This window comes from Haloarcula sp. H-GB5 (assembly GCF_054850705.1).
In genome coordinates this window covers 57,343-73,763 of sequence record NZ_JBTWBG010000004.1, presented here as the reverse complement: position 1 = coordinate 73,763, position 16,421 = coordinate 57,343, and the positions used below count along the sequence as shown (strand labels likewise).

Sequence of the window (16,421 nt, the reverse complement as noted above, 5' to 3'; positions counted from 1 at the left end):
CGGAAGCTGTGCAGTCGCTGCAATCGAGCTACCCCGTCTTGTAGACGCCGCGCGCATCTGCGACCTGCGTATCGTCTTCGGCGTACACTTCCACATTGACGACGCCAACGTCGCCACCGTGACGAACTACGTCCGCTTCCGCTCTGAGGTCCCCTGTTCCGGCTTCGAGGTAATCGATTCGCATATCGATGGTCGGCACCGGCTGGTCGACGAGGGACACGAGAGCGGCCCCACCAACGGTGTCAGCGAGGGTGAACGTAACGCCGCCGTGGGCCATTATCCGTTCCTCGTTCCACGACAGTTCTTCGCGCATTTCGATATGGCCTTCGGCGTGCCCGTTATCGACAGTCGTTATCTCGATATCGAGCAGGTCGGCAAACGGCATGTTCTCGAAGAATGCTTCGATGTCCATACTCATCAATTCGGTTCTTCACCTGGGGAAATAAGTATTGGTGTTCACAGGGGTCCGAAACCCACGGGCAGCACCTAGCGAGTCACTAGCGCTTGTGGTGTCGCATCCCCTTCGGGTCAGACGGTATCTGATATTCCAACAGTCACCGACATCATGTGCCAGTCTTAGCTGATCTTCGGCTGCACCTCTTCACCCAGCCGCCGGATGCACTCGGCCATCTCCTGCGTTCCGGTTCCAGGGTGGTACGTCCGGAAGATGAAGTGAATGTCGTCGCCCAGTGCCTCGCGGTACGCTTCGAGTTCCGCCGTGACTTGTTCGGGTGTCCCGAAGATAGCCTGTTCTTTGAGTTCCTGTTTGCGGTCGTCGTCCAGTTCCGGAACTGTCTCGCCGGAGAATATCTCCTCGTACCGGCGCTGGATGTAGAGGTAGCCGTCGCGCATCTGCTCCCACGCGTCCTCGCGGGAGTCACCGATGAACCCGTGCTGGAGAACGTACACCTGAAAGTCGCCCTTGATATCCTCATCGTCACGGACGTTTCGGATGTCCTCGACGCGCTTCCGGACGCCATCGACTGACAGCGACGACGGGGCACACCATGCGTCAGCGGTCCGGGCGGCCCGCCGGACGGCAGGCCGCGACGCCCCACCGAGCATGAGGGGAACGTCGTGTGCAGGTTTCGGTGTCACAGTGACGTCCGACGAGATGTCGTGGAATTCCGGCTCGTAGTCCAGCGGCCCGTCAGACCAGGCACCGCGAAGCGTATCGACCGTATCAGCTAGCCGCTCAGCCCGCTCGTCGTCGGGAATCCCGAAGGCGTCAAACTCGGAGACGTTAGACCCGATTGCCATCCCGAGTGTCGTTCGCCCACCGGAGATCTGATCCACCGTCGCGATATCCTCAGCGAGCCGGATTGAATCATACAGCGGTGCCAGTGCGATACAGGACCCGATTTCGATGTTGTCGGTGACTGCAGCTAACGCCCCAAGTGCCGGTGTGACGCCTGATAGATAGTCGTCGTCAAGGAAGTGATGCTCTGAGACCCAGGCGCTATCGAGACCCGCGTTGTCGATAACTTCCCCCAGTTCGAGCATTTCGTCGTAAATCTCGCTGGTTTCGCGGTCGTCGTCCGGGCGCTGCTGACAGGTAAACAGGCCTGTTCCCAGTTGCATAAATTTCCGTTACGGCGCAACCGACTTAACGGTAGTGGCACGCCGGCAACCGAACAGTACGTGAGACCGGTCGCGATGCCTGCCAGTCAGTAGTCGATCCGCGTAATCTCCGAAACGGGCCACTCACTGAGTATCTCGACGCCGTTTTCGCGGACGACAACCATCTCTTCGACGCGGACACCCTGCCGCTCCGCGGGTTGCATCGTCTCGACAGCCATCGTCATGCCTTCCTCGATTTCGATCGGGTGGTCCGGCGAGAGTCCGCGCCAGATGAGCGGCGTTTCGTAGAGCTGTAGCCCCAGCCCATGCGCCCAGTGGTTGGTCGTCATCTGCCAGAACTCGTCGGCGTCATACCAGTCCATATGCTCACCGTCTCTGTCGGGGAAGCCCTTGCAGATTTCGTCGGTCGTGGCCCCTGGCTCAATCCGTTCGAGGACGTCGTAGAGGTCGTCACGCGCCTTCTCGTAGGCATCTTTCTGCGCCTGTGTCGGCTCACCCATGCTGAACGTCCGGTAGTAACAGGAGCGGTAGCCCAGATAGCCGATGTTGTAGAAATCCGCGTAGACGAGGTCGTTCGGCCGAATCATTCGGTCGGTCGTGTTTGCCTGATGTTTTGGCCAGGTGTTCGGGCCAGAGGTCACGTAGCCACCCTGAGCCATTGCGCCGTGTCCCCAGAGTTCGCCGACCGCATCGCCCCAGACTTCTGATTCGCGCTTGCCCGGTTTTGCACTCTCCGTAATCTTCTGGAAGCCTGCCTCACAGATGGCAGCGACCTGTCGCAGGCACTCGATTTCGTCGCGGGTTTTGGTCTTCCGCGCGTCGAGCATGATATCGATCGCCGCGCTGCTATCGACATCGACGCCGCGGTCCTCGAACTTCTGGATTAGCGTCCCGTTCCCCACGTCGATACCCATCGGTTCCCCGTCGACACCGTACTCCTCCATGGCCGTGTACACCGTCTCGGCCATCTTGTCTTTGAGCCAGTCGCGCGCGGAAGCGCTGCCTGACGCCCGGGGCACGTTGCCGAGTCCGGGACAGGCATACCGGATGTCGTCGAGCCAGGGACAATTGAACCGCTGGTTCGATGCGTGGTCCGCAGTGTCCCAGTGGATGACGTCGCCGTCTTCGGTCAGGAGTGTGTAGTGATCTGCCCCGCTCCCGCCGGTCATCGCCAGCCCAGTGACGTACCGGACGTTTGGGTCGTTGATCAGCAGCATCGACCCGAGTTCGGAGTCCTGCAGCCGGTCGAGGGCTCGTTCTTTCCGCTCGCGTCGCATCCGCTTGACGTCGATCCGCTCCTCCCAGTCGACGGCCATGGTGCCACGCGTTCCTTCCATGAAGTCGCGCTCGTACATCACCTATGCGTACAGGGAGGTCCCTAATCAAACACTGGGTTCATTCTGATCCGCTGAGGGAAAAACCGAGCTCCAGCGAGACATATGTCACAATTCGACGGTCGGAGGTGTCTCAGAGCGATTCGAGCCCGTTTTCTTCCCGGAGCGTGTTGATGTAGGATCGGAACCCGGATTCAAGATCGTACTCGACCTCGTAGCCGAGGTCTTTCTGCGCAGCGGTCATATCGAGATTCTGGGTCCAGGGGAGTTCGCCCTCGTCGGAGACATCGAGGTCGGCGTCCGGGACGATTTCCCGGACAGCGTTGGCGGCTTCACGGATCGTCGCGAGGACGCCACGGACGTTGTAGATTCGCTGGCTGAGATTGTCCTCGTCGACGAACGTCGCTTTCCGGAACGCCTGTGCGATATCGCGGGCGTGTTGCCAGTCGATCACCTGATCGCCGTACTCGACGCTGAACGGTTCGCCGAGTGCCGGCTTCTCGATGATGTTTGCGAGGAACGCCGACCCACCGGTTTCGCGGTAAGGGCCGTACGCCACAGTCGGGCGAAGTCCAACGTGGTCAACATCGTAATCCTCGTGATAGACACGGGCCTGATGTTCGTTGTACTCTTTGGTCGCGCCGTAGAGCGTATCGGGATAGACAAGTTCGTCCTCGTCGACGTATTCGGCAGTGTAGTTGTGTGGCGGCGCGTACACCGCAGCGCTGGAAGCCCAGGTGACACGCTCTATCTGGTCGTCGAGGGTGCGTGCAGCCTCGAAGACGTTGTTCGTCCCCTTGATGTTGACATCGAGGCCAGCCCGGGGGTTGTCCCGTGCTGTGTTCGTCAGCAGTGCCGCAAGGTGAACGATGTGTGTCGTCCCCGTCTCTTTGACCGCACGGATCACGTCCGTCGCCTCCGAGACATCACCGCGCCGGATGGTCACGTCGTCGGCGACACCCAACTTCGAGAGGATGTGGTCGTCCGTCGAGAGGTCGTAGGCGACGACGTCGTGGCCGTGTTCGATGAGGTCCTCGACCACATACGAGCCGAGGAAGCCGGTTCCGCCAGTGACGAGTACCGTCGTATCTGTCATTGTTGTATCAATGTGTGTTGCGTAGTTGATTTATATTCTTTGCTAAACCATGTCCGGGACTTCACTCGTGGAGCCCGCCGACTTCTTTGTAGAACGACGACTGGAGGGACTCGACCATCTCTTCGTCACGGTCGATGCGAACATCGATGACGAATGGGACATCGGCGCTGGTCCCTTCCTCGAGTGCCGCCGCGAGTTCAGCAGGCGTCACCGCCTGCGTCGCTTCGGCGCCGAACGCCTCGGCTGCTTTCACGAAGTCGGTGTCGTGGAACTCGACGCCAGCGATGTCGCCCTCCTCGTGTTGCATCTGCCGGACCATCCCCAGGCTGGTGTCGTTGAGGACGACGAACGTAGGCGCGACGCCGTTCTCGACAGCTGTCTCCACACTGGTCATCGTCATCGTGAAGCCACCGTCGCCGGCGACGGCGATGACATCTTTCTCCGTTGTGATGGCGGCTGACACCGCGGCTGGGGTTGCCCACCCCATCGCGCCAACGCCACCGCTGCCGTAGTAGGTCCTAGTGTCCGGTGTCTGAAGGTAGTTCAGCAACCAGAACCGATTGTTCCCGGAATCGGCGGTCACAATGGTCTCCGAATCAACGACAGCCTCGATTTCTTTGACCGCACGCTGTGGCTTAATCGGCGACGCATCCGACTCGCATACGGGTGCATAGAATGACTCCTGCGCTGCGGCCGCACGGTCACGTGCCCAGTCGTTTCCAGCACTCTCAGGGAGGGTCGCCGCCAAGTCGTCGAGGCTCTGTGCGGCATCACCGATGAGTGCGACATCTGCGGGGTAGACCCAGCCAGCGTTGCGTGTGTCGATGTCAGCGTGGATGATGGTCTGCTCGTCGGGCCGGATGAACTCCGGGGACTGCCAGTTCGTGTCCATCGGGTTCATGCGACAGCCCACGACGAGGAGGACGTCCGCTTCGCTGACAACCTGATTAGCGCCTTCGTGACCGAAGGAGCCGATAACGCCCGCAGCCAGGTCGTGGGTTTCGGGGAACGTCGACTTGCCGAGATAGGAGGTCGTGACGACGGCATCAGTACCCTCAGCGACAGTTTCGAGCTGGTCGTAGGCGTCGGCCGCGTGAACGCCGTTGCCGGCGATGATGACCGGTCGGTCAGCCTCGCTCAACGCTGTAATCGCGGTCTTGACATCTTCGCGGGCCGGTCGCGATTCCCAGTTCTGTACTTGATCGTGGCCGTCCCAGACCGGCGGAATCGGATCCTCGGGCATCTCCTCGGTGACGGCGTCGCCATCGAGGATTATTGCCGTTGGTCCCGGCCGGCCGGCAGTCGCGTGTTTGAACGCGAGCTGGAGGCTCCGTACCGTCTCCGTCGGTGAGCGCGGGAACCAGTTTTCCTTGGTGTAGGCATCGAGCGCTGACGGTAGGTCCAGCCCACCGTAGTCACCGCGAGCCTGCTGGTACGGCGCGAGCGTCGAATAGTCGCCACGCTCGCTCGCCTCGGTAATAACGACCATTGGGGAGGAAGCGAGCTTTCCTTCCATCTGGCCGATTGCACCGAGGCTCCCGATCCAGGGCCCCTGTCCTGCGAGGACTCCGGGATTGCCGGTGAGTCGGCCGTGCATCTCGGCCATGACGCTGGCTTCGCGCTCATCTCGTGGTCGGACCATCTCGACGTCGGCATCCGGTACATGGTCGAGAATCTCGATGGCACGACCACCGGGATATCCGAAGACGTACTCGACGCCTTGCTCGTCCAGTTCTTCGACAAGGCGCTTTCCTGTTTCAGTCATGGGTAGTGAATTTGGGAGTCATTATCGATTATCGCGTTACGTCCCACTGTGGGTAACTCCCAAGATATAGAGTTTGGGGTGCAACGCTACAGCAATCATGATTGGGTAACCATACACCCGGAGCCCTGCGAAACAAGATGTACTGTTGGGGGTTCAAGTAATTCGATCATGCCATAGTACCAGTTTCTAGCGGACGCAACTCCTCTGGGGCTCGTACTCTCTGTTATTGCCCACAAAGCCGTTCTAATAATTAGAACAGAGCAAATCCCAACGTAGAATACATATATTCGTATATTGTTGGAGTAATAAATCGACTGAGGGTCGGTAAAGCCCTTCTAAGTAAAATATGGCCTGCTGAGTAAGACAACTGCATCTTGGAGCATCGGACAGTCGGCCGGCGGATTACACCGTTACTACTGTAACAGTGTTTGTCCCACGATCTTCGCACGGTGTTACACTCATATAGGTGTAACAAATCCTGCGACGAAGACTTGTAGTGGTTTCGAGGGGCCCGTCGCAGATGGAACTCAGCCATCAAGTTACATACGGGGGTTACAGTGGGTCTGGCTGTCTGTTTGTTCTACTGATTCGAATCACGATGCTCTACGATTGAATTATATACCAGGGTCCTCCGGATAGTTGCCTGTACCAGCGGAGAGTGACGACGGATCGCCGAATCTGAGACTGCATTCCGATGCGAGAACCGGACTACGCGTTCGGCATAGCTAGTCCAGCACTGGTGGCCGATTACACGGTCGAATCAGAACTCTCGCATCGGATACCTGTGCCTATGTGGGCTAGAAGCGCGCTGTCGAGGTCACAGGGTACGTACGACGCCCTGTCCCGACACCGTTCGTATAGTTCGAACGGGTATCGGGATTGGTGCGGCACGCACTCGACAGCGTGGACAACACGAGCCCGTCAGATGATGACCGTCTACGTATCGGTGTGTTCGAGACTGGCTCGGACTCGTTCCCTCTCGGGGCTCGTTTCGTATCTGCACAGAACCGCTACGGTTCATAATAACGTTTATCACGAAAGATTGTGTCATGGGGAGTGTTGCGATGCACGATACAGTCAGCCGTCGAACTGTCATGAAGAGCATTGGTGCCGCAGGCGCTGTCGGACTTGCAGGCTGTTCGACAGACGGTGGTAGTAGTGGTAACACCATCAGCATGGGCATCCTAATGGGGGTAACGGGTGGTTTGTCCGAAGTGGGCCCCGCAATTCGGGATGCAGCAGAACTAGCTGTCAAACAGGTCCGAGACGCGGACAACGGGTTCTCGGTCGATACGCAGTTTGAGAATACGGAGACCAAGCCGAGCCGGGGTGTGAGTGGCGCAGAAGCCCTCGTGAACGGTGGGTATCCGATGATTTGCGGGGGATTGGCGTCATCGGTGACACTTCAGGTCGCAGAGAACGTCGCAATTCCGAATCAGACCGTGATGTGCTCACCATCGGCGACGTCGCCGGATGTCTCCACACTGGAAGATAACGACTTCGTGTACCGGACGCCGCCAACGGACAAGCTGCAGGGATCGCTACTGGCACAGATCGCGGCCGAACGGCTCGAGAAAGAGAGCGCAGCTATCCTCTTTCTCAATAACGCGTACGGGAACGGCCTGTCAAACGGGTTCACGAAGACATTTGAGGAGGAGTATGGCGGTGAGGTTCTGAATCAGGTCTCGTACTCGGCGGGTCGTTCCTCCTACACGTCACAGTTGCAAAACGCCCTTGACGGTGACCCGGAGACGCTCGTGATTATCGGCTACCCGGAGAGCGGGAACAAGATCTTCCGGAACTTCTACGGGAACTTCGACAGAGCGGACATGGATATTCTGGTGCCGGATGGACTCAGAGCCGACGACTTACCCGGGAATGTGGGACACGACATGACAAACGTCCGCGGGACCAATCCGTCCTCGGCCGGACCGGGGATCGAGTACTTCAGATCTGCATACGAAGAGGAGTACGGCTCTGCACCGGGACCGTTCAATCAGCAGTCGTTCGATGCTGCGGCGGTTCTGATGCTGGCACGCGCGGCAGCCGGTGAAGCTGCCGGGACCGCAATTCGCGATCAAATGCGGGCAGTCACAGATCCCGGTGGCGAAACAGTCGGGCCTGAAAACCTGGGAGAAGGCGTTTCGCTGGCGGCCGACGGAAACGAAATCAATTATCAGGGTGTCTCGGGCCCAGTTGAGTTCGACGACAATGGGGACCTGGCCAGCGCCGTGTACAACTACTTCAGGTACACAGAGGACGGCACAGAGAATATCGAGCAGGTGGAGGTGTAATCGAAGTACCGCTGGGCGTTCCCACTCCTGACTACAATTACTCTTCAGATATGACAAATCAGGTGGCTTTTGTACCATTGTCGTAACACAGATAGAAACTATTCATCATACCGTCTGGCAAGGTTGGAGGGACGGTACCTGTCGTACAACCGAAAGACTATAATCAAATACCGTTATACTCATGAACTGATGTCTCAGTACGCAGCACGCGTCGAAGAGATGGATATCAGCGGCATCCGAGAAGTCTTCGAGGCGGCAGGCGAAGACGCAATCAATCTGGGTCTCGGTCAGCCTGATTTCCCAACTCCAGAACACGCCCGGGAGGCAGCGGTGAGTGCGATTCGGGACGGGATGGGTGATTCATACACGTCCAACAAGGGCATTCCAGAACTCAGAGAGGCCATCAGTGACCGCTATGCAACTGATAACGGTCAGGACATACCGCCCGAAAACATCATCGCTACTGCCGGCGCAAGCGAGGCGATTCACGTCGCGATCGAAGCCCACGTCCAGCCAGGCGACGAAGTGCTCTGCCCCGACCCCGGGTTTCTGGCCTATGAACAACTGGTGCTACTCGCCGGCGGCGAGCCAAAGCGGGTCGAACTCAGAGACGACCTGACCCTCGACCCCGCTGCTGTCGAGAATGCCATTACGGACAACACGTCTCTGTTTATCGTTAACAGCCCTGCAAACCCCACCGGTGCAGTGCAATCGAAGCGAGACATGGCAGAGTTCGCGCGGATAGCGGATGAACACGAAGTCATTTGCCTCTCCGATGAGGTCTACGAGAAGATCGTCTTCGATGGTGAACACCATTCTCCGGCGGAATTCGCCAGCTCCGATAGGGTAATTCAGGCCAGTGCGTGCTCGAAAACGTACTCGATGACAGGGTGGCGGCTTGGGTGGGTGGCGGCCAGTTCGGAGCGAATCGAACGGATGCTCCGGGTGCACCAGTACGTGCAGGCGTGTGCCAGTGCCCCATCACAGTACGCTGCCGAAGCGGCGCTTACCGGCACACAGGAACCGGTGAGGGAGATGGTGTCAGCCTTTGAGGAGCGCCGAGACGTCCTTCTCGATGGGTTGGAGGATATCGGCCTCCACACGCCAGTGCCGAAGGGCGCGTTCTACGCGATGCCCCACGTCCCGGACGGATGGACTCAGAAGATGCTGGACAACGATGTCATCGTCGTCCCCGGCGAAGCGTTTGGTCCGAGTGGCAAGGGGCAGGCGCGCATTTCGTATGCCACGAGTACAGCTGAACTGAAAGAGGCGCTGGAAGTGATGCGAACGGTCACGAACTCTCTGTAGGGCAACACCAGGGAGTCGCGACTGACTGCTTCGTCCAGCAAGCGGTTTCATATTCGTCATCCGATGAGCGGTGTCATATTTCTCGTCGCGGGCGTATGCGTACGCAATTGTGCACCGAATCCTGCTATCGACACCTGCGGTTGCAAAGCCCGTCTGATCTATCTGCCACCTGTCTAGTAGTGACAACTAGTACCGTGTGTAACACTAGCACGAAATCGCTGCATATCTTCGGTTCCCTGAGATTCTATGACGATTTTACATCAAGATTTTTAACACTGGGTACAGAGCACCAAAGTATGGCGGCACGAGACTACTACAGCCGTGGACAGAATCTGGTATATAACCGCCCAGTACTCGCTATATTCGCAGTTATCGGCGTGTTTCTCGTATTCGACATCTTTCGACAGTTAGGCACTGGAACAATTGCCGTCACAGACCTCGTGAGTTATCTCTGGAACGGGTTGGTGCTTGGAATGTCACTTGGACTGGCCGGTGTCGGCCTCTCGATGACATACAGTATCCTCAACTTCGCGAACTTTGCCCACGGTGATCTGATTACGAGCGGTGCGTTCGCCGGCTGGGCGACGGCGTTTCTGATTGCCGGACTCGGTGAGTTCTCTGTCGAATCGCTCATCCTTATCGGCGGCCCAATCGCAGTCGGTTCGAACGAACTTGGGATCAATGTCGTCAATACCCCACTGGCGCTTCTGGCTGGCTTACTCGTCGCTGCGGTCCTGACAGCTGCCCTCTCGCTTTTGCTGGATCGCATCGTGTTCAAACCGATGCGCAGTGCCGATGGTGTGACACTGATGATTGCCAGCGTCGGCGTCGCACTGTTCCTTCGTAACTTCCTCACCTTTTCGTTCCTGACCGACAGTCGTGGGCTGACAGGTGGCAACGTCCCTCAATTTACTGTCGCGGGCGTTACGTTCGGCGGACACCAGATTACGCTGGTCGTCGTTGCCGCACTTCTGATGCTTGGCACTCACATTCTGCTCCAGTACACCAAAATCGGCACGGCGATGCGTGCAATGGCTGCGAACAAGGATCTCGCAAAAGTCACGGGCATCCCGACGGAGCGCGTTGTCAAACTCACCTGGATTATCGGCGGTGGGCTTACCGGGTGTGCAGGCTTTCTTATCGCACTACAGCAGGGGACGCTCACAGTGACGATGGGGTGGGACCTGCTGTTACTGGTGTTCGCAGCGGTCATCCTCGGCGGTGTCGGTTCGATCTACGGCGCCATGGTCGGCGGCGTCATTCTCGGCATCGCGAGCCGACTCGCGCTCGTCTGGATTCCAGCCAGCTTCCTGCTGGTTGCGGCGTTTGTTATCATGATCGTCATGCTGCTTGTACGCCCGTCGGGGCTGTTCAGTGGGAGGACGACGGCATGAGTACTGGCTCTCTCCAGACGTGGGCTGAGGGCTGGCTTGGTAACAACGACGTGCGCTTGCTCATCGCCCTGGCACTCGCGATCGGGGGCTTGTACGCGCTTTTCAGTGTCGTGCTTGGATTCCAGCTGAATGGCACAGTCAACACGCTCCGTCGTGTCGCGTTCCTCTCGGCGATCTATGCAATGTTAGCGCTGGCACTGAACCTCCAGTGGGGATACGCGGGCCTGTTCAATCTCGGAGCGGCCGGGTTCATGGCGATCGGTGTGTACACGATGGGGATACTGACCGCCCCAGTGACGGCCAGTCCGCCCGGTTTCGGGCTGCCGCTCCCGGTCGCGATTGTGGGTGCTATCCTCGTGACTGGGATCGTCGGCGGCCTCGCAGCGTTGCCTGCGATCCGACTTCGTGCCGACTATCTTGCGATTGTCACTGTCGCGTTCTCGGAAATCGTACGCCTCACACTCCGTGCGCCGGAGTTTGCGAACACTCGCATCGCCGGCGTTGCATTCGGAACGGGCGGTGCGACGGGGCTGTCCCTGCCATCGAACCCGATCCGGATTCTCTTTTACACAGATCCGGCCACAACAGCCCCAGCGCCAAATGCCCTGGGTGCGGCGATATTCAGCGCCGTGGAACCACTGGGAATTGAGCAGACGCTGGTCATCGGCTGGGCGTACGTGGTTGCGTTGTGTCTCTGTCTCGGCCTCCTGTACTGGCTGATGATCCGTATCGGGAAGTCGCCCTTCGGACGGGTCCTCAAGAGCATCCGCGAGGACCAGCAGGTCACGCAGGCGCTGGGAAAAGACACGCGCCTGTTCAAGATCAAGACGTTCGCGCTCGGCTGTGCGCTCATGGGCCTGATCGCCATCCTCTGGCGGCTCTCCGGAGGCTATGCATCGCCACGGATGTTCAAACCGATACAGACGTTCTACATCTTCATTGCGCTGTTTATTGGTGGAACTGGGTCGCCAACCGGAAGTATCGTCGGCGGTGCCCTGTTTGCGAGCCTGCTCTTCGAGGGGCCCTCGTTCATCCGCCGGGTCGTGGCAGAGTACCTCCAGCTCAGCAACGCCCCCGACACGCTTGTCGGTGCGCTTGCCGAACTGGGGACCCTTGATATCACGCCGCTGCTGGCCTATTCCGTGCAAGACGTGAGCATCTCCGCGCTCCGTCTCATGCTATTAGGTATCGTTCTGGTGTATCTCATGCAACGGCATCCGGACGGCCTGCTTGGCCATCGAAAAGCGATCGCATCGAGCGTTGCCCTCTCACAACAGGCGACTCGCGAGGACGACAATGAGTAAGAACGCACACTCAGCGCGGAGCGACCAGACTCAGAAGGGACAGCAAGAGCAGATACTCAAAGTGGAGAACCTACGGAAGACGTTTGGCGGTATTACCGCTGTCGCTGACGTCTCTTTCCACGTGGAAAAGGGGTCGATCACCGGTCTGATTGGGCCGAATGGGGCTGGCAAGTCGACGACGTTCGACCTGATTACCGGTGTGCAACGTCCGGATGGGGGTGAAGTCGAGTTCAACGACACGGAGATAACGGGGTACCGGTCGGATCAGGTCGCAAACCAGGGCCTCGTCCGGACCTTCCAGATCGCACGAGAGCTATCGGAGATGACCGTACTGGAAAACCTGATGCTGGCACCACAGAATCAGGCTGGCGAAGCAGTCTGGCGGGCAGTCCTCCCGCGAGCCAGAACACAGGTCGTCGAACAGGAAAAGGAACTCCGAGAACAGGCCTGGGAGATGCTTGAACTGTTCGAGATCGAGCACGTCGCGCACGAATCCGCTGGCAACCTCTCAGGCGGCCAACGAAAGCTGCTGGAGATGGCGCGTGTGCTCATGACCGACCCCGAGATGGTACTGCTGGATGAACCGCTTGCGGGAGTCAATCCGACGCTCGAGGAGAAACTCATCGACCGGTTACATACGCTCAAAGAGCAGGGCTACACCTTCCTCTTCGTCGAACACGACATGGACGTCATCATGAACAACTGCGATACGGTCATCGTGATGCATCAGGGGAGTGTGCTCACAGAGGGGCAACCGGACGCAGTCAAGAACAACGACAAAGTGCTTGATGCCTACCTCGGAGAAGAGGTGAAAATATGAGTCTGTTGTCAGTCCAGCAACTCGACGCCGGGTACGGTGATCTGCAGATTCTCACAGACGTCGATATGGAAGTCGGGCAGGAGGAGTACATCACCATCGTCGGCCCTAATGGTGCGGGCAAATCCACTGTGATGAAGTCAGTGTTCGGACTGACGACGTATATGGGGGGCGAGATCGTATTCAATGACCGGGATATCGCCGGCGAACAGCCGGAAGATATCATCTCGTATGGGCTGAGCTTCGTCCCTCAGAGCAACAACGTGTTCGAGCCGCTGACGGTCACGGAGAACCTCAAGATGGGTGCATACACGCTGGATCAGTTCCCGGAAGAGCGGCTACAAGCGGTTTACGACCGTTTCCCGATACTCGAAACGCGATCAGGGCAGAAGGCAGGGACGCTGTCTGGAGGGCAACAGCAGATGCTGGCAATGGGGCGGGCGCTCATGCTCGATCCGGATCTATTACTACTTGACGAGCCCAGCGCAGGCCTCGCACCAGACCTCGTCGATGAGATGTTTGACCGCATCGACGAGATTAACGACGCCGGAACCGCCGTTCTCCTCGTCGAACAAAACGCCAAAGAGGCATTGCGGCGGTGCGACCGAGGGTATGTCCTCGTGCAGGGACAGAATCGACACGAAGACAGTGGTGAAGCACTTCTCAACGACCAACAGGTTTGCGAGGACTTCCTCGGCGGGTAGCTTCTGGACTCCAGCGCTGGCTTGGAAACTGCCAATTGCCACGGGAGAGCGTCTACGCGAGAAACTGTCGGGCCGTTGAGTCCTTGACGGTCCATAATCAGCAAGCCGATTTCCATACTGCGGATCTGGATCCCGTGAAATTATAGACATTTGAATGTATTTAATTCTTCACAGCACCTCGTTATATCGACTTATCAGTATTAGCGTCTGAATATATGTTGTGTTACCGTCATCACAGGATAGGACACGCGGATATAATAGTCAACTATATTTTATTTATTGCTGTCGCCACGACTCCTCGGACCAGTACCTATCGCCGTTCACGCTGGGATAGCTACTGTGGCGTGTGAACGAGTATCGCACAAACAATAAGTATCTACCATGTCAGACTCCACATATGCATCCGGGCTTGAACCCTATCGCCTGCCCTGCAGGTCAGCTGTCCCGGCAGTTAATGGATTGGGCACTGCCCTCTTCCACAGCTATATTTTTTACATTTTCGACATTTAAACTGGCGTAGACTGCCGGCACACAGGTGGTCCCTGTGCCCGGTGGAAAACGCCAGCCTTGAACAAGCTCGGAGAGCCGTACTCAGCGGCTGTTCGGGTTATCAGGGTCTGTTGAGGGAGCGTCTGTCGAATACAAAACATCATTGAAAACAATGAACATGAAAAACGAAGCAGGAAGCAAAGACGTGCCAGCGGCCGTCAGAGAAGACTCGGAGATGGTCCAGATACTGGATGCTGAAGGCAACGTACTGCCACAGGCGTCTGTTCCGGATATTTCAGACAGGCAGTTACTTGAGTTGTATGAGACAATCAAGCTCGCTCGTCACTTCGACCAGCGGGCGATCAGCTTCCAGCGACAGGGGCGGCTAGCGACGTACGCACCAATGACCGGACAAGAAGGGTCACAGGTCGCTACGAGCCTGGCACTTGCCGAGCAAGACTGGTTGTTCCCGACCTACAGGGAACACGCGGCGAAGTACGCTCATGGGATGGACCTTGCATCCCTTTTCGAGCCACTGAGGGGCCATCGAGAAGGATACGCAATCCCCGAGGACGTCAACGTGATGCCGGAGTATATTCCGATTGCGACCCAGGTTCCACAGGCCATGGGAATGGCGTGGGGACACAAGCTACAGGGAAAGACCGATACGGCCGTCCTGTGTCATCTCGGTGATGGTGCGACCTCCGAGGGAGATTTCCACGAAGGACTGAACTTCGCCGGGGTGTTCGACGTCCCCGCTGTGTTCGTCTGCAACAACAATCAATGGGCGATTTCGGTCCCCCGAGAGCGACAGACCGCGAGCGAAACCATCGCTGAAAAGGCACAGGCATATGGTATCGACGGGGTTCGAGTCGACGGGCTGGACCCGCTGGCGGTCTACAAAGTCGCCAGCGAGGCACTGGAGAAGGCCCGGAATCCAGGTCCCGGGGAGCTACGCCCAACCCTTATTGAGTCCGTCCAGTATCGCTTCGGTGCGCACACCACTGCGGACGACCCGTCTGTTTACAGAGACGAATCGGAGGAGGAGGTCTGGCGGGACCGCGACCCTGTGGACCGCATCGAAACGTATCTGTACAACGAGGGCATCCTCGACTCCGACCTCGAGAGTGAGATCCAAGACCGAATCGAACAGGAAGTCAGCGAGGCGATAGAAACGGCGGAGCAGACAGAGACGAGTCCAGACAATATCGTCGAGCACGTGTACGAGGACGTTCCAGCGCGGCTCGAACAACAGCGGGACGAACTGAACAGGCTGCGCGAGAAGTATGACGACGGCGCGTTCTCGGAGGTGCTGGAATGAGTTCGACAGCCAGTACGCAGACGGGCCAGAAAGCCCAGAGTCTCACGCTCGTGGAGGCGATACAGGACGGATTGTACACAGAGATGGCACAGGACGATAGCGTCGTCGTTCTGGGCGAAGACGTCGGGAAGAATGGCGGTGTTTTCAGAGCCACCGACCAGCTGTACGAAGAGTTCGGCGAAGACCGCGTCATCGACACGCCACTGGCAGAAGCCGGCATCGTCGGTGCATCGATCGGTCTCGCCCAGACCGGTATGAAGCCTGTTCCCGAGATGCAGTTCATGGGCTTCATGTACCCTGCGTTCGACCAGATCGTCAGTCACGCTGCGCGCCTCAGGAGCCGTAGCCAGGGGCAGTATTCGGTGCCGATGGTAATACGGGCTCCATACGGCGGTGGCATCCGCGCCCCAGAACACCACTCCGAGTCGAAGGAAGCGTTCTTCGTGCACGAGCCCGGCCTCAAGGTCGTCTCGCCGAGCACGCCCTACGACGCGAAGGGGCTCCTAGCGGCGTCCATCCACGACCCGGATCCAGTCATCTTCTTGGAGCCGAAGTTGATCTACCGCGCCTTCCGTGAAGATGTCCCGACGAAACCGTATGAAGTGTCGCTGAGTGAGGCTGCCGTCCGGCGTGACGGAAGCGATATCTCAGTCTACACGTGGGGAGCAATGACCCGCCCCGCCCTGATCGCCGCGGAGAATCTCAGCCAGTCACACGGCATCGATGCCGAAGTCATCGACTTGCGGACCCTGTCACCCCTCGATACAGAGACGATTACTGATTCATTCAAAAAGACCGGAAGAGCCGCGATTGTACACGAAGCGCCGAAGACTGGCGGACTAGGGGCGGAAATCGCAACGACGATTCAGGAAGAAGCGCTCGTTCATCAGGAAGCGCCAATCAAACGAATCGCCGGCTTCGATGCCCCCATGCCACTCCATTCGCTGGAGGATTACTACTTACCACAGGCGGTCCGTATCCAGGACGGCATCCGCGAAACAGTCGAGTTCTAAT

At 58.2% G+C, this 16,421-nt stretch carries 13 protein-coding genes; 8 read left to right on the top strand and 5 right to left on the bottom strand.

Annotated features, from left to right (window positions below; translation table 11 throughout):
• Positions 1 to 28 precede the first annotated feature (28 nt).
• The 5 genes from ACYJ11_RS17675 to ACYJ11_RS17655 all read right to left on the bottom strand — a co-directional run bounded on the left by ACYJ11_RS17675 (position 29) and on the right by ACYJ11_RS17655 (position 5,776).
• Positions 29 to 412, bottom strand: a complete 384-nt coding sequence (locus ACYJ11_RS17675; protein ID WP_461648883.1) for a PaaI family thioesterase — start codon at positions 410 to 412, stop codon at positions 29 to 31.
• Positions 413 to 576: 164 nt separating this feature from the next.
• Positions 577 to 1,581, bottom strand: a complete 1,005-nt coding sequence (locus tag ACYJ11_RS17670) for an LLM class flavin-dependent oxidoreductase (RefSeq protein WP_461648789.1) — start codon at positions 1,579 to 1,581, stop codon at positions 577 to 579.
• Between the two features lie 86 nt (positions 1,582 to 1,667).
• On the bottom strand, positions 1,668 to 2,936 hold the full coding sequence (locus ACYJ11_RS17665; protein WP_461648788.1) for a M24 family metallopeptidase: 1,269 nt from the start codon (positions 2,934 to 2,936) through the stop codon (positions 1,668 to 1,670).
• Positions 2,937 to 3,048: 112 nt separating this feature from the next.
• Positions 3,049 to 4,011 (bottom strand): NAD-dependent epimerase/dehydratase family protein, encoded by a 963-nt coding sequence (locus tag ACYJ11_RS17660; protein ID WP_461648787.1) that lies wholly within the window; start codon positions 4,009 to 4,011, stop codon positions 3,049 to 3,051.
• Positions 4,012 to 4,072: 61 nt separating this feature from the next.
• The gene (locus ACYJ11_RS17655) at positions 4,073 to 5,776 is read right to left on the bottom strand and encodes a thiamine pyrophosphate-binding protein (protein ID WP_461648786.1); all 1,704 of its coding nucleotides are present in this window, start codon (positions 5,774 to 5,776) and stop codon (positions 4,073 to 4,075) included.
• A gap of 1,094 nt (positions 5,777 to 6,870) precedes the next feature.
• Here ACYJ11_RS17655 and ACYJ11_RS17650 point away from each other — a divergent pair.
• From ACYJ11_RS17650 to ACYJ11_RS17615, 8 genes are all read left to right on the top strand, one after another.
• A complete protein-coding gene (locus ACYJ11_RS17650; RefSeq protein ID WP_461648882.1) occupies positions 6,871 to 8,070 on the top strand; it encodes an ABC transporter substrate-binding protein in 1,200 nt (399 codons plus the stop codon).
• A gap of 189 nt (positions 8,071 to 8,259) precedes the next feature.
• Entirely contained in the window at positions 8,260 to 9,378 is a 1,119-nt protein-coding gene (locus ACYJ11_RS17645) for a pyridoxal phosphate-dependent aminotransferase (protein WP_461648785.1), read from the top strand.
• A 296-nt stretch (positions 9,379 to 9,674) separates the two neighbouring features.
• Positions 9,675 to 10,772: a branched-chain amino acid ABC transporter permease gene (locus ACYJ11_RS17640; protein WP_188979593.1), complete on the top strand. Its 1,098-nt coding sequence runs from the start codon at positions 9,675 to 9,677 to the stop codon at positions 10,770 to 10,772.
• Positions 10,769 to 12,076: a branched-chain amino acid ABC transporter permease gene (locus tag ACYJ11_RS17635; protein ID WP_461648784.1), complete on the top strand. Its 1,308-nt coding sequence runs from the start codon at positions 10,769 to 10,771 to the stop codon at positions 12,074 to 12,076. Before ACYJ11_RS17640 ends, ACYJ11_RS17635 begins: the two co-directional genes overlap by 4 nt.
• Complete coding sequence (locus tag ACYJ11_RS17630; protein ID WP_170095510.1) at positions 12,069 to 12,896, top strand: ABC transporter ATP-binding protein; 828 nt, start codon at positions 12,069 to 12,071, stop codon at positions 12,894 to 12,896. The genes ACYJ11_RS17635 and ACYJ11_RS17630 overlap by 8 nt, the downstream gene beginning before the upstream one ends.
• Positions 12,893 to 13,597: an ABC transporter ATP-binding protein gene (locus ACYJ11_RS17625; RefSeq protein WP_461648783.1), complete on the top strand. Its 705-nt coding sequence runs from the start codon at positions 12,893 to 12,895 to the stop codon at positions 13,595 to 13,597. The genes ACYJ11_RS17630 and ACYJ11_RS17625 overlap by 4 nt, the downstream gene beginning before the upstream one ends.
• 661 nt (positions 13,598 to 14,258) lie before the next feature.
• Positions 14,259 to 15,407 (top strand): pyruvate dehydrogenase (acetyl-transferring) E1 component subunit alpha, encoded by a 1,149-nt coding sequence (gene pdhA, locus ACYJ11_RS17620; protein ID WP_461648782.1) that lies wholly within the window; start codon positions 14,259 to 14,261, stop codon positions 15,405 to 15,407.
• Complete coding sequence (locus ACYJ11_RS17615) at positions 15,404 to 16,420, top strand: alpha-ketoacid dehydrogenase subunit beta (protein WP_461648781.1); 1,017 nt, start codon at positions 15,404 to 15,406, stop codon at positions 16,418 to 16,420. Before pdhA ends, ACYJ11_RS17615 begins: the two co-directional genes overlap by 4 nt.
• Position 16,421 lies beyond the last annotated feature (1 nt).

Excerpts from the sequence above, each read along its gene's own strand:
- ACYJ11_RS17675 (WP_461648883.1), bottom strand. The coding sequence starts at position 412 with ATGGACATCGAAGCATTCTTCGAGAACATGCCGTTTGCCGACCTGCTC.
- ACYJ11_RS17670 (WP_461648789.1), bottom strand. The coding sequence starts at position 1,581 with ATGCAACTGGGAACAGGCCTGTTTACCTGTCAGCAGCGCCCGGACGAC.
- ACYJ11_RS17665 (WP_461648788.1), bottom strand. The coding sequence starts at position 2,936 with ATGTACGAGCGCGACTTCATGGAAGGAACGCGTGGCACCATGGCCGTC.
- ACYJ11_RS17660 (WP_461648787.1), bottom strand. The coding sequence starts at position 4,011 with ATGACAGATACGACGGTACTCGTCACTGGCGGAACCGGCTTCCTCGGC.
- ACYJ11_RS17655 (WP_461648786.1), bottom strand. The coding sequence starts at position 5,776 with ATGACTGAAACAGGAAAGCGCCTTGTCGAAGAACTGGACGAGCAAGGC.
- ACYJ11_RS17650 (WP_461648882.1), top strand. The coding sequence starts at position 6,871 with ATGAAGAGCATTGGTGCCGCAGGCGCTGTCGGACTTGCAGGCTGTTCG.
- ACYJ11_RS17645 (WP_461648785.1), top strand. The coding sequence starts at position 8,260 with ATGTCTCAGTACGCAGCACGCGTCGAAGAGATGGATATCAGCGGCATC.
- ACYJ11_RS17640 (WP_188979593.1), top strand. The coding sequence starts at position 9,675 with ATGGCGGCACGAGACTACTACAGCCGTGGACAGAATCTGGTATATAAC.
- ACYJ11_RS17635 (WP_461648784.1), top strand. The coding sequence starts at position 10,769 with ATGAGTACTGGCTCTCTCCAGACGTGGGCTGAGGGCTGGCTTGGTAAC.
- ACYJ11_RS17630 (WP_170095510.1), top strand. The coding sequence starts at position 12,069 with ATGAGTAAGAACGCACACTCAGCGCGGAGCGACCAGACTCAGAAGGGA.
- ACYJ11_RS17625 (WP_461648783.1), top strand. The coding sequence starts at position 12,893 with ATGAGTCTGTTGTCAGTCCAGCAACTCGACGCCGGGTACGGTGATCTG.
- pdhA (WP_461648782.1), top strand. The coding sequence starts at position 14,259 with ATGAACATGAAAAACGAAGCAGGAAGCAAAGACGTGCCAGCGGCCGTC.
- ACYJ11_RS17615 (WP_461648781.1), top strand. The coding sequence starts at position 15,404 with ATGAGTTCGACAGCCAGTACGCAGACGGGCCAGAAAGCCCAGAGTCTC.